The sequence below is a fragment of the Kitasatospora sp. NPDC001683 genome (genome assembly GCF_053596495.1).
In genome coordinates this window covers 1-13,143 of record NZ_JBSFGK010000089.1, presented here as the reverse complement: position 1 = coordinate 13,143, position 13,143 = coordinate 1, and the positions used below count along the sequence as shown (strand labels likewise).

Sequence of the window (13,143 nt, the reverse complement as noted above, 5' to 3'; positions counted from 1 at the left end):
ACCCTGTCTACCCTCCTGTGGGTGAAGTAAGGGTAAATACCTGGACAACACCCCCCCATACGGCGCATCCTTTGCTGACTCTCCGTGCCTGCCGCCGCCAGGAGCAGCCGTGCCGCCGTCCTCCTCCCCCGCCCGTCCGCCGTCCGCACCGACACCGTTCGGCCACGCACTGGCCGGGCTGCTGGACGTCCTGCTGCCCGCGAACTGCGCGGGCTGCGGCGCCGAACGCACCCAGCTCTGCCCGGCCTGCCGGCACGCCCTGGCCGACGTCCGTCCCGGCCCCACCCTGCTGCCCTGGGCGCACGCCGCCGCGCCGTACACCGACCCGGTGCGGCAACTGCTGCTCGCGCACAAGGAGCGCGGCGCGCTGCGGCTGGCCGGGCCGCTCGGCGAGGCGCTCGGACGGGCGGTGCGCTCCGCCCTGGGGGCGCAGGTCGGGGCCGCGCCGCTGCTGCTGGTCCCGATGCCCTCGGCCCGGGCGGCCGTGCGCGCCCGCGGCCACGACCCGACGCTGCGGCTGGCCGGGGCCGCCGCCCGGTCGCTGCGCCGGGCCGGCCTGGACGCCCGGGCCGCGCCGCTGCTGCGGCACGCCCGTCCGGTCGCCGACCAGACCGGCCTGAACGCCGTCGAGCGGCGGCGCAACCTGCACGGCGCGCTCACCGTCCTGCCGCGCGCCCGCCGCGGTCTGGCCGGCCGTCAGCCGGTGCTGGTGGACGACCTGGTGACCACCGGGGCGAGCCTGGCCGAGGCGGCCCGGGCGCTGGCCGACGCCGGACTGCCCGCCCGCGCCGCCGCGACGGTCGCGGCCACCGCCGTCCAGCCCGTGGAGTGAGACCCCGCCGACCCCACCGACCCCGCGTCAGCCGCGCCCGACGGTCAGCCCGCGTAGAAGTACGAGCGGGCCTTGTCCACCAACTGGGCTTCCCGCCACTGGTTGTTGACCAGCCGGTAGACCGTCCCGCCCGCCACCGCGAGCACCGGCCACGGCTGCGCCAGGAGGTACCCGCGGGACTCCGCGGCCGAGATCGACTGCGGGGAGGACGGCAGGCCGTTGCCGGTCTGCAGCTGACTGTCCGTGGTCTGCGAGCCGTCGGTGCTGATGTAGTACAGCTGCTGGGGGCGGTCGGCCTCCTTGCCGAGCACCAGCAGCTGGTCGGTCTCCGCCCAGGACACCGAGGCGACGTCGGTGAGCGAGGGGGCCGCCCGGCGCACCCCGGTGATCCGCACGGTCGGCGCCTCCGGGGTGCCGCCGCGCTCCACCCGTCCGAACCTGAGTGAACTGCCCGCCACGCCGGGCGACTTGACCACCAGGGCGATCCGAGCGCCGTCCGAGGAGATCTTCAGTGCCTGCACCGTCTCCCCGGGCAGGCTGTCGACCGCCACGGTGTACGTCTTGTTGCCGCGCACCATGACCACCCGCGGGGCCTGCGGGTTGCGGTCCACCACCCAGAGGTCGCCGCGGCCGTCCCAGGTGGGCGAGGTGAGGCCGTCGTCCTTGGCGCCGGCCTTCACCGGCGAGCTGAGCACCGGCTCGGGCATCGCGACCGTGTTGGCCGACAGCGGCACCGTGTAGAGCTGGTGGCCGTCGTCCGTGAGCGCGGCGGCCTGGGAGCCGTCCCGGCTGACCGCGACGGTGCCCAGCTGGGGCGCGCCGTTCGCGCGGGGCTTGCCGAGCACCCCGGGCACCGGGTCGCCGCTGTGCCCCTCGTCGGCTTCCATCAGCACGCCGTTGTCGGCACGCTGGTAGTACTGCTGCGGGGGCACCGGCCCGGCCAGCGCGCCGGGGCCGACGGCCGAGCCGTCGCTGCGGCTGGCCGTGCAGGAGCCGCGCTGCCCCTTCAGTTCCAGCCGGTCGACCTGCCCCTTGCCCTGGTCGGCGAAGGTGTAGAAGAGCTGGGTCGCCATCCGGCGGCAGGCCGTCGGATCGCCCAGGTCGGGCCCGCCGAGCTGCACGTGGGCGACCCGGCTGTCGTCGAGGGTCACCTTGTCGACCGTGCTCCCGCTCGGGAAGGCCGTCCGGGCCACCGGCGCGAGCCAGGTCGAGGGCCCGGCGACCAGGGCCTTGGCGGCCGCGGTCAGCGGGTCGACCCGGCGCCGCAGGTAGATCGGGTCGGCGACCAGCACGTCCTGGCCACCGTTGCCGGAGGCGGGCGCGGACGGGTCCGGGGCGGTGTAGAAGAAGCGCTCGACCTGCCGGAAGCTGTTCCGGAAGTTGGCCTCGTTCATGATCACGCCGGGCGGCAGCTTGTCGATCCGCCACTCGCCCTTCTCCCGGACGAAGGTGAAGTCGAAGGAGTTGACGTTCTGCCCCCCGGCCACCAGCGAGTACGAGTGCTTCTCGTCGACCGTGGCCACCAGCTGCCCGGACACCGTCTCGGAGTAGACGCCGTCCGCGTCGGTGACCACCTGGTCGGTCGGGATCTGCGTGGCGGAGAGCACCCGGATCTCCGCCTCCGGGTTCCAGCTCGCGGCGGCGCGCTCGGTGAGGTACTTGCGCGCGGTGTCGAAGCCCTCGTCGGCGGTCACCGCGTCCAGGAACCCGGTCAGCAGCTCGCGCGGCTCGGCGCCCTTGCCGGGCGCCACCGGGAAGACCCTGGCCTGCAGGTTCTTGTCGGCCGAGCCCTGCGACAGCTCCACCTTGGTGATGCCGCCGGAGTCCGGCATGGCCGCGCAGCCGCTCGCCACCAGGGCGCCGAGCAGCACACCGGCCACCGCCACGAGCCGTGGCTCAGTCCTGTTGCTCGTCCTTCGCACGCTGCGACCCCTCCAGGTCCGTCCCACCCGTCGCGTCCGGTTCCGCCGTCCGCTGTGCCACCGACGGCCGTCCCGGCGTCGGGTCCACCATGACCTGGGCGCCGGTGGCGCCGTAACCGGCCGCCGTCCGCACGTCCGAGGGGTCCGAGCGCGGCCCCTCCGGCAGTCGGCTCCGGCTCAGCCCGGGGCCGATGTTCAGCACCCCGCCGAGCCCGCTGCCCAGCCCGTTGCCGGCCCCTTCCGGCGGCTCGGTCTGCTCCTCGGCGGCGGTCATCGCCGTCGAGCCGGCCGGAGCGATCGCCCGGCGGTACGGCGTGCCGTACGCGCCCAGGCCCCGGTTGTTGCGGGAGTCCTCCGGCTCCAGCCGGAACGGCGCCCGGTTGATCTCGCCGCCGCGGGTGCGCGGCAGAGTGAGCCGGAAGTGCGAGCCGCCGCCGGGCTCGCCCCAGGCCTGGAGCCAGCCGCCGTGCAGATGGGCGTCCTCGACCGCGATGGACAGGCCCAGGCCGGTGCCGCCGGTGGTGCGCACCCGGGACGGGTCCGCCCGCCAGAAGCGGTGGAACACCCGGGACGCCTCGCCCGGCTTGAGGCCGATGCCGTAGTCGCGCACGCCGACCGCGACCGCGCCGTCCGCCGAGCCCAGCCGGACCACCACGTCACGGCCCTCGCCGTGCTCCAGCGCGTTGACCACCAGGTTGCGCAGGATGCGCTCGATCCGGCGGGAGTCCACCTCGGCCAGCACCGGCTCGCCGTCGCCGCGGATCACCACGGTGCTGCCCTTGGCCTGGGCCAGCGGATCGGCGGCCTCCACCACCCGGGCGACGATCTCGCGCAGGTCGACCGGCTCGGCGTCCAGGATCGCGGCGCCGGCGTCGAAGCGGCTGATCTCCAGCAGGTCGGCCAGCAGCGACTCGAAGCGGTCCAGCTGACCCTGCAGCAGCTCCGCCGAGCGGGCCGCCATCGGGTCCAGGTCCTCGCGGCTGTCGTAGATCAGGTCGGCGGCCATCCGGACCGTGGTCAGCGGGGTGCGCAGCTCGTGCGAGACGTCCGAGACGAAGCGCCGCTGCACCCGGGACAGTTCCTCCAGCTGGCGGATCTGCGCCTGCAGGGCGTTGGCCATCCGGTTGAACGACTCCCCGAGGCGGGCGATGTCGTCCGTCCCGGTCACCTTCATCCGCTCTTCCAGGTGCCCGTCGGCGAGCCGCTCGGAGATGCCGGCCGCCATCCGCACCGGGGTGACCACCTGGCGCACCACGACCCAGGCGATGCCGCCCATCAGGATCACCACGAACACGCCGGCGGTCGCCAGGGTGCCGGTGATCAGGTTGAGGGTGTCGGTCTCCTGGCCGAAGGAGAACACGTAGAACAGCTGGTAGCTGGTGTTGGCCGGGCCGACGAACTGCATGCCGAGGGCCAGCCCGGGCTCGCTCTTGCCGCCGGCCTCGGGCGAGCGGTGGATCCGGGTCGGCTGGTCGAACATCTGGCCGGGCTCTTCGTAGAGCTTGGCGCGCAGGGTGTCCGGGATGCTGCTGGGCTGGATGTCGCCCGAGTAACGCGGTGCGAAGCCGGCGCTGTCCGGGACGACCGTCCCGGTACCGGGGGCCATCGCGATCACCGAGTAGACCGTCTGCCCGCTCGCGGCGAGGTCGTTGACCTGGCGCAGCAGCCAGGTGCCGGTCTCGCCGGTGCTCGGGTCGACGGCACCCCGCAGGTTCTGGTCCCGGGCCTCGTCGATCTTCTTCTGCTCGACCTGGAAACCGATCCGGGCCTGCGCCCGGGCGGCGTCGATCTTGGTGTCCAGCAGGCCGTTGCGCACCTGCGCCACCACGACCACGCCCAGCACCAGGACCACCGCGATGGAGGCCAGCAGGGACACCGCGACCACGCGCACCTGGATCGACCGGCGGTACAGCGCGGTCACCTGGCGCGCGGGGCGACGGAACCGACGCTTCATCAGGCAGAACACTCCGGAGGGGCCGCGACGGCGGCGGGTGGTCGAACTCAGCACGTCTCCGCGCACGGCCCCCGCCCCGTCGGTCGCGGAACCCGACGGGGTGTCCTCAGCCCGGTCCGTCACGTCAGCTGGGTCCGGCCTTGTAGCCGACGCCGCGGACGGTCACCACGATCTCCGGACGCTCCGGGTCCTTCTCGATCTTGGAACGCAGACGCTGCACATGGACGTTGACGAGCCGGGTGTCCGCCGCGTGGCGGTAGCCCCAGACCTGCTCCAGCAGCACCTCGCGGGTGAACACCTGCCAGGGCTTGCGGGCCAGCGCGACCAGCAGGTCGAACTCCAGCGGGGTCAGCGGGATGCTGCGCCCGTCCCGCTTCACCGAGTGGCCGGCCACGTCGATCACCAGGTCGCCGATGGTCAGCTGCTCGGGCGTCGGCTCCTCGGCGCGGCGCAGCCGGGCGCGCACCCGGGCCACCAGCTCCTTGGGCTTGAACGGCTTGGTGACGTAGTCGTCGGCGCCGGACTCCAGGCCCACCACCACGTCGACGGTGTCGGTCTTCGCGGTCAGCATGACGATCGGGACGCCGGACTCCGCCCGGATCTGCCGACACACGTCGATGCCGTCGCGGCCCGGCAGCATCAGGTCGAGCAGGACCAGATCGGGCTTGCTCTCCCGGAACGCGGCTAGCGCCTTGTCCCCATCCGCGACGAAAAACGGCTCAAAACCCTCACCACGCAGCACGATGCCGAGCATCTCGGCCAGTGCGGAGTCGTCATCAACGACGAGGACGCGTCCCTTCATGCGTCCATCTTCTCATTACCGGATTGTGACCTGCCGCACAGCAGTGTCAATGCTCCACAACGGCCAACTCCCCTGCCGTCGAATTCCGGCCATACCGGGCGAATAGCCCTCGTCGGAGCCCCTCCGAACGGTCCGGAACCCGCCGTCCGACCCCCTGACGGGCCCCGTTGCCGATCAGCAACCGGATACCCCTGGGGCGTCTCCGGGCCCCATGGCACGATGGGCGCTGCGCGCGGGCGGAAGATCCGCTCGGAGCCGCGCCCAGGACGCCCCTCCGAGGAGCAGTGATGACCGACACTCCGGGCTGGGCCTCGCCCGGCTCGTCCGAGCCACCCCGCGACGGCGTCCGGCCCCCGGCCGACGCGCCCGCCGCCGTGCCCGGGCCGTCGGCACCCCCTCAGGCCACCCCCGGCTGGGGCACCCAGTACGGGCAGCCGCAACACGGCGGACAGACGCCCGGGCGCGGCCCGTACGGCTGGGAAGCCGCCCGCAGCCCCCGGCCAGGCGTCATCCCGCTGCGCCCGCTGAGCGTCGGCGAACTGCTCGACGGCGCCGTCACCACCGTCCGCCGGCACTGGCGCACCGCCCTCACCCTCTCGCTCGGCATCGCCGTCCTCGACCGGGCCGGCGCCTTCGTCGCCCAGCTGCTGGTCAGGGGCCGCACCGGTGCCTCCACCCAGCTCCTCACCCTGCTCGCCAGCCTGCCGCTGACACTGCTGCTCGACGCGCTCGCCGTCGCACTGCTGACCATCGTCGTCAGCCGCGCCGTCCTCGGCCGCTCGGTGACCGCCGGGGAGGCCTGGCGCGACGCACGCCCCCGACTGCTGAAGCTGCTCGGGCTCACCGTGCTCACCACCCTGTTGAGCGGCGGCGTGATCCTGCTCGGCTTCACCCCGTGGCTCGGCTACAGCGCCGGTGGCGCGGGCAGCCGCGGCACCGAGGGCCTGCTGTTCCTGGTCGGCGTGCTGACCGTCCCGGTCGGACTCTGGCTGCTGATCCGCTACAGCCTGGCCGCCCCCGCGCTGATGCTGGAGAAGCAGGGCGTGGTGACGGCGCTGTCGCGCTCGCGGCGGCTGGCCCGCGGCTCCTGGTGGCGGATCTTCGGCATCGTCCTGCTGAGCCGGCTCCTGGCCGGGATCGTCGGGGCGACCCTGGTCATCCCGTTCCGCGTCATCGGCCTGCTGCTCGGCTTCGGCTCCGTCGACCGCTTCGGCGACACCTCCCAGCAGTCCATCGGCATGATGGTGCTCACCGCGATCGCCGGCATCATCGCCTCCGCGCTGGCCACCCCGTTCCTGGCCGCGGTCAGCGTGCTGGTCTACATCGACCAGCGGATCCGCCGCGAAGCCCTGGACATCGAGCTCGCCCGCGCCGCCGGACTGCCCGAGCAGGGCGGCACCGGCGGGAGCGGCCCGGCGGACCAGACCACGGCGGGGCGCTGAACCGGATGCCCATCTGGGGGGACAGGCTCCTCGCCGCCGCCGGCGCCCCGGTCACCGTTCCGCGTGACCCGGCCCGCGACGCCGCCCGCGACGAGCTGCTCAACGCCGAGTACCACAAGAACGACCCGACCGTCCTGGAACGCGTCGTCGACTGGATCTGGGACCACCTCGACCGCGCCATGGGCAGCATCTCCGGCGGCGGCACCGACGGCAGCACCGGACTGGTGTTCTTCCTGATCGTCGCCGTGGTGATCGGCGCCGCCGTCTGGTGGCGCCTCGGCGCACCCAAGCGCGCCGCCCGCACCGTCCTGGGCGTGTACGGCACCGACGGCCCACGCACCGCCGCCCAGTACCGCGCGGATGCCGCCGGGCACGCCGCCGCGGGCCGCTGGGCCGAAGCCGTCCGCGAGCAGATGCGCGCGCTGGTCCGGGCCCTGGAGGAGCGCACCCTGCTCGACTCCCGCCCCGGCCGCACCGCCGACGAGGCCGCCGCCGAGGCCGGCCGGGCCCTGCCCGAGCACGCCGCCGCGCTGACCGCGGCCGCCCGCGCCTTCGACGACATCGCCTACGGCGAGCGCACCGCCGACCAGGCCGCCTACCAGCTGCTGCTGGACCTCGACCGGACGCTGGAACGCACCCGCCCGGTCCTCGCCCACGCCGCGGCCCCCGCCCCGGCCCCGACCCCGGGAGGAGCGGCATGACCAGCACCGCCCCGGCTCCCCCCGCCGCCGAACCGCCCGCCGCCGAGGCCACGCCGACCAGCCTCGCCCCCACCGGGCGCCGCCTGGTCCGCCGGGCCCGCTGGTACCTCGTCGTCCTCGCCGTCCTGCTGGTCGCCGCCGTCGGCATCGCCGTCCTCAACCGCGGCCACCGCTACGCCCCGATCGACCCGCGCTCGTACGACGCCGACGGCGCCCACGCCGTGGTCGCCCTGCTCGAGCACCAGGGCATCAGGACCGGGCTCAGCACCGACCCCGCGGCCGCCGCGAACGGCGCCGACACCCTGGTGCTGCCCGAACCCGACCTGCTCAGCCCGGCCCAGCTGCGCGCCATCGCGGCCGCCCGGCACCAGCGGCTGGTCCTGATCGCCCCCGGCCCGGTCGCCCTCAACGCGCTCGCCCCCGGCATCCGCCCCTCCGACGAGGACGGCGGCGTCCCCTTCGCCCCCGTCCAGAGCACCCACCCGGACTGCGTCCTCGACGAGGCCGTCCGGGCCGGCAGCGCCTCGATGGGCGGCATGCTCTACACCAGCGGAACCCGTGGCGACGGCTGCTACTCGCGCCGGCACGCCTACCCGCTGGTCAGCACCCCCAGCGGGGGCGGCGACGTCATCGTGCTCGGCAGCGCCCAGTTCCTGCGCAACGACGAGCTCGCCAAGGACGGCAACGCCGCGCTCGCGCTCGGCCTGCTCGGCTCGCAGCCCCACCTCACCTGGCACCTGCCCGACTACACCGCGCCGGTCCTCGAGGGCACCCAGCGCAAGTCCTTCGGCGACTACCTCCCGAAGGGCTGGCACTGGGCCTGCTACCAGCTCGCCGTCGCCGCCGTGCTCGCCGCCCTCTGGCGCGCCCGCCGGCTCGGCCCGGTGGTCAGCGAGAACCTGCCCGTGGTGGTCCGCGCCGCCGAGACCACCGAAGGCCGCGCCCGCCTCTACCGGCGGGCCAAGGCGCGCGGCCGCGCCGCCGAGGCCCTGCGCCACGCCACCGCCCACCGCCTCGCCCCCGCCCTGGGCGTCCCGCTCCAGGCCGGCGCCCCCGAGCCGGAAGCACTCTGCGCGGCCGTCGCCGACCGCCTCCCCGAACGACCCGCCGGGGACGTCCGGGCCCTGCTCTACGGCCCGCCCCCGACCGACGACGCCGCGCTGCTGCGGCTCGCCGACGATCTCGACGCCCTCGAAAGGCAGGTACGGAACCCGTGACCGAACAGGCGACCGCCCAGCTCCGCATCACCCCCGGCACGGCACCCGCCACCCCCGCCACCGACCCGCGCGCCGCGCTGACCGCCCTGCGCGCCGAGATCGGCAAGGCCGTCGTCGGCCAGGACGCCGCCGTCACCGGCCTGGTGGTGGCGCTGCTCTGCGGCGGCCACGTGCTGCTGGAAGGCGTCCCCGGCGTCGCCAAGACCCTGCTGGTCCGCACCCTGTCCACGGCCCTCAGCCTGGAGACCAAGCGCATCCAGTTCACCCCCGACCTGATGCCCGGCGACGTCACCGGCTCGCTCGTCTACGACGCCCGCACCGCCGAGTTCTCCTTCCAGCCCGGCCCGGTCTTCACCAACCTGCTGCTCGCCGACGAGATCAACCGCACCCCGCCCAAGACCCAGGCCGCCCTGCTGGAGGCCATGGAGGAGCGGCAGGTCACCGTGGACGGCGAGCCGCGCGCGCTGCCCGTCCCCTTCCTGGTCGCCGCGACCCAGAACCCGGTCGAGTACGAGGGCACCTACCCGCTGCCCGAGGCCCAGCTGGACCGCTTCCTGCTCAAGCTGATCCTGCCGCTGCCCGACCGCGACCAGGAGTTCCAGGTGCTGTCCCGGCACGCGGCCGGCTTCGACCCCCGGGACCTCGCCGCCGCCGGCGTCCGCCCCGTCGCCGGGCCCGAGCACCTCGCCGCCGCCCGCGAGCAGATCGCCGGGCTGACCGTCTCCCCCGAGGTCCTCGCGTACATCGTCGACCTCTGCCGGGCCACCCGGCAGTCCCCGTCACTGTCCATCGGCGTCTCCCCGCGCGGTGCCACCGCGCTGCTCGCCGCCTCGCGCGCCTGGGCCTGGCTGGCCGGACGGGATTACGTCACCCCGGACGACGTCAAGGCCCTCGCCCTGCCCACCCTGCGGCACCGCGTCGCGCTGCGCGCCGAGGCCGAGATGGAGGGCGTCACCGCGGACTCCGTCATCCAGGCCGTCCTCGCCCAGACGCCCGCCCCCCGCTGACCCACACCCGCCGGACGCACCGGGCCACCGAATCCACGGCCCTCCGACCACGGGCTTCCGAAGGAGCGCACCCGCCATGGCCCTCACCGGGCGAACCGCCCTGATCGCCGCGCTCGGCGCACTCTTCGTGGGCCTGCTGCTGCCCTCCTGGGCCGGGATCGGGACCGTCACCGGCGCGGTCCTGCTCGCCGTCCTGGCCGACCTGGTGCTCGCCGCCCCCGTCCGCAGCCTGCGGATCGTCCGGGGCGGCGACACCACCGTCCGGCTCGGTGACACCGCGTCCGTCGAACTGACCGTCACCAACCCCTCCGGGCGCCCCCTCCGGGCCCTGATCCGCGACGCCTGGGCCCCCTCCGCCTGGCGCCCCGGCACCGCCGAGACCTCCTCCCGGCACACCCTCACCGTCCCCGCCGGCGAACGGCGCCGGGCCGTCTCCCGGCTCGCCCCGAGCCGCCGCGGCGACCACCACGCCCACCGGGTCACGGTCCGTTCGCTCGGCCCGCTCGGCCTGGCCGGCCGCCAGGGCTCCCACCACGTCCCCTGGACGGTCCGCGCCCTCCCCCCGTTCCACAGCCGCAAGCACCTGCCCTCCCGGCTCGCCCGACTGCGTGAACTCGACGGCCGCACCTCGGTGCTGACCCGTGGCCAGGGCACCGAGTTCGACTCGCTGCGGGAGTACCTGCCCGGCGACGACGTCCGCTCCATCGACTGGCGCGCCAGCGCCCGCCGCACCACCGTCGCCGTCCGCACCTGGCGCCCCGAACGCGACCGGCACATCCTCGTCGTCCTGGACACCGGCCGCACCTCGGCCGGCCGCGTCGGCGACGCCCCCCGCCTGGACGCCGCCCTCGACGCCGCCCTGCTGCTCACCGCCCTCGCCACCCGCGCCGGCGACCGCGTCGACCTGCTCGCCCACGACTCCCGCAAGCGCACCGCGGTCATCGGCAGCTCGCCGAGCGAGATCCTGCCGGCCTTCACCAACGCGATGGCCCTGCTGGAACCCGCGCTGCACGAGACCGACATGCGCTCCCTGGTCTCCACCGCGCTCAGGATGGCACCGCACCGCTCGCTGATCGTCCTGCTCACCGGCCTCGACGCGGCCCCCGTCGAGGACGGCCTGCGCCCGCTGCTGCCACTGCTCACCAAGCGCCACGAGGTCGTCCTCGCCTCGGTCGCCGACCCGCACCTGGACGTGCTGGCCGCCGGCCGCGGCACCCTGGAGGCCGTCTACGGCGCCGCCGCCGCCGAACAGACCCGTGCCGACCGCCGCCACACCGCCGACCGCCTCACCCGGCACGGCGTCACCGTCCTCGACGCCCCGCCCGGCCAGATCGCCCCCGCCCTGGCGGACACCTACCTGGCGCTGAAGGCCGCGGGCCGACTCTGAACCTCAGCCCCTCCCGGGCCGGTTGAGCCGCAGGTTGAGCCGGGCGGCCTGGCGGGTCAGGTGCTCGCGCTCGGCCAGGTTGGACGCCCGGTCGGCCGCCTCGGCGTACAGCCGGGCCGCCGTCGCCAGGTCCCCGTCGCGCTCGTGCAGGTACGCCGCCACCGCCGCGTACCTCGGCAGGGACTCGTCCACCGGCGCCAGCGCGGCCAGCCCGGCGCGCGGCCCGTCGGCCTCACCGACCGCCACCGCGCGGTTCAGCCGGACCACCGGACTGTCCGTCAGCCGCAGCAACTCGTCGTACCACTCGACGATCTGCACCCAGTCGGTCTCCCCGGCGGTCGGCGCGTCCGCGTGCAGCGCCGCGATCGCCGCCTGTGCCTGGAACTCGCCCAGCCGGTCCCGGGCGAGGGCCGCCTGCAGGATACCGATGCCCTCGGCGATCAACCCGGTGTCCCAGCGATCGCGGTCCTGCTCGGCGAGCGGCACCAGGCTGCCGTCGGGCGCCGTCCGGCCGGCCCGCCGGGCGTGGTGCAGCAGCATCAGCGCCAGCAGCCCCGCCACCTCGGGATGGTCGATCGCCGCCGCCAGCTGCCGGGTCAGCCGGATCGCCTCGGCGGCGAGGTCGACATCGCCGGAGTAGCCCTCGTTGAAGACCAGGTAGAGCACCCGCAGCACGGTGGCGACGTCGCCCAGCTGATCGAACCGGACAGCGGACACGGTGCGCTTGGCCCGGCTGATCCGCTGCGCCATGGTCGCCTCGGGCACCAGGTAGGCCTGGGCGATCTGGCGGGTGGTCAGCCCGCCGAGCGCCCGCAGGGTGAGCGCGACCGCGGACGACGGCGTCAACGAGGGATGAGCGCAGCGGAAATAGAGCTGCAGCGTGTCGTCCGTCGCGGCCGCCGGCCCGGGCACCGGCTCCTGGTCGACGAGCTCCTCCCGCCGACGGCGGGCGGTGTCCGCCCGGGTCGCGTCGAGGAACTTCCGCCAGGCGACGGTGACCAGCCAGCCCTTCGGGTCCCGCGGCGGATCGGCTCCCCAGCCACGAATCGCTTCGATCAACGCCTCCTGCACGGCGTCCTCGGCCGCCGCGAAATCTGCTCCGCGGCGGACGAGGATGCCGAGCACGGCCGGCGTGAGGCTCCGGATCAGGGCCTCGTTCATCGCACGACCTCGATCATCCGGCTTCGGTCATCTGACTCCGGTCATCCGGCCCGGTCATCGGAGATGGCACTCCGTGGTGGTCTCCGGCATGGCCAGGAACGGGCGCAGTTCCAACCACTCGTGGATCGGCTTCCCGCCGGCACCCGGAGCGGCCGACAGCTCTCCGGCCAGCTCGACGGCGCGCTCATAGCTGTCGACGTCGATCACCATCCAGCCGGCGATGAGGTCCTTGGTCTCGGCGAACGGACCGTCGGTCACCGGCGGACGGCCCTCGCCGTCGTACCGGACCCACGTCCCCTCCGGCGCGAGCGCCTGACCGTCGACGTACTCGCCGCTCTCCTCCAGGCGGGCGGCGAAGTCCTGCATGTACTTGATGTGCGCCGTGACCTCCTCCGGCGTCCACTGGTCCATCGGCACGCAGTTGACCGCGGTCGGAGCGCCCCGGTAGTGCTTGAGCAGCAAGTACTTGGCCATCGTCTTCTCCTCGGTGCTGATGCGACCCATTGTGGCCGCGTCCACCCCGGGGACGGAGCCGACCACGGGTTCTCGACACGACTGACCAAGATTCTTTCGGCCGCCGGGCTGACTCCGGACATGCGAAAAGCCCCTGATCCTTTTCGGACCAGGGGCTTTTCTGAAGAATTGTTCGGCGGCGTCCTACTCTCCCACAGGGTCCCCCCTGCAGTACCATCGGCGCTGTGAGGCTTAGCTTCCGGGT

Annotated in this window: 11 protein-coding genes and 1 rRNA gene; 6 read left to right on the top strand and 6 right to left on the bottom strand. The window is 74.4% G+C overall.

Annotated features, from left to right (window positions below; genetic code table 11):
• The first annotated feature begins 109 nt into the window (after window positions 1-109).
• Entirely contained in the window at window positions 110-832 is a 723-nt protein-coding gene (locus ACWCYO_RS32740; RefSeq protein WP_449786246.1) for a ComF family protein, read from the top strand.
• Between the two features lie 44 nt (window positions 833-876).
• On the opposite strand, the gene ACWCYO_RS32735 is transcribed toward ACWCYO_RS32740, so the two are convergent.
• The 3 genes from ACWCYO_RS32735 to mtrA form a co-directional block, all read right to left on the bottom strand.
• Window positions 877-2,718 carry an LpqB family beta-propeller domain-containing protein gene (locus ACWCYO_RS32735; protein ID WP_270146655.1) on the bottom strand — a complete coding sequence of 614 codons (1,842 nt, stop codon included), beginning with the start codon at window positions 2,716-2,718 and terminating at the stop codon, window positions 877-879.
• Window positions 2,719-2,728: 10 nt separating this feature from the next.
• A complete protein-coding gene (gene mtrB, locus ACWCYO_RS32730; protein WP_270146654.1) occupies window positions 2,729-4,708 on the bottom strand; it encodes an MtrAB system histidine kinase MtrB in 1,980 nt (659 codons plus the stop codon).
• 124 nt (window positions 4,709-4,832) lie between these two features.
• Entirely contained in the window at window positions 4,833-5,510 is a 678-nt protein-coding gene (gene mtrA / locus ACWCYO_RS32725) for an MtrAB system response regulator MtrA (RefSeq protein ID WP_030283937.1), read from the bottom strand.
• Window positions 5,511-5,797: 287 nt separating this feature from the next.
• Between mtrA and ACWCYO_RS32720 the strand changes: the two genes are divergently transcribed.
• From ACWCYO_RS32720 to ACWCYO_RS32700, 5 genes are all read left to right on the top strand, one after another.
• Window positions 5,798-6,952, top strand: a complete 1,155-nt coding sequence (locus ACWCYO_RS32720) for a hypothetical protein (RefSeq protein WP_449786245.1) — start codon at window positions 5,798-5,800, stop codon at window positions 6,950-6,952.
• Window positions 6,953-6,957: 5 nt separating this feature from the next.
• A complete protein-coding gene (locus ACWCYO_RS32715; protein ID WP_270146651.1) occupies window positions 6,958-7,653 on the top strand; it encodes a DUF4129 domain-containing protein in 696 nt (231 codons plus the stop codon).
• Window positions 7,650-8,870, top strand: coding sequence for a DUF4350 domain-containing protein (locus tag ACWCYO_RS32710; protein ID WP_449786244.1), 1,221 nt, complete (start codon window positions 7,650-7,652; stop codon window positions 8,868-8,870). The genes ACWCYO_RS32715 and ACWCYO_RS32710 overlap by 4 nt, the downstream gene beginning before the upstream one ends.
• 26 nt (window positions 8,871-8,896) lie before the next feature.
• On the top strand, window positions 8,897-9,877 hold the full coding sequence (locus tag ACWCYO_RS32705; protein WP_270151213.1) for an AAA family ATPase: 981 nt from the start codon (window positions 8,897-8,899) through the stop codon (window positions 9,875-9,877).
• 76 nt (window positions 9,878-9,953) lie between these two features.
• Window positions 9,954-11,264 (top strand): DUF58 domain-containing protein, encoded by a 1,311-nt coding sequence (locus ACWCYO_RS32700; protein WP_449786243.1) that lies wholly within the window; start codon window positions 9,954-9,956, stop codon window positions 11,262-11,264.
• Window positions 11,265-11,267: 3 nt separating this feature from the next.
• On the opposite strand, the gene ACWCYO_RS32695 is transcribed toward ACWCYO_RS32700, so the two are convergent.
• The 3 genes from ACWCYO_RS32695 to rrf form a co-directional block, all read right to left on the bottom strand.
• On the bottom strand, window positions 11,268-12,425 hold the full coding sequence (locus ACWCYO_RS32695) for an RNA polymerase sigma factor (RefSeq protein ID WP_449786242.1): 1,158 nt from the start codon (window positions 12,423-12,425) through the stop codon (window positions 11,268-11,270).
• Window positions 12,426-12,479: 54 nt separating this feature from the next.
• Window positions 12,480-12,899: a YciI family protein gene (locus ACWCYO_RS32690; RefSeq protein WP_270146647.1), complete on the bottom strand. Its 420-nt coding sequence runs from the start codon at window positions 12,897-12,899 to the stop codon at window positions 12,480-12,482.
• Between the two features lie 170 nt (window positions 12,900-13,069).
• Window positions 13,070-13,143 (bottom strand): 5S ribosomal RNA (gene rrf, locus ACWCYO_RS32685); the annotation flags it as partial.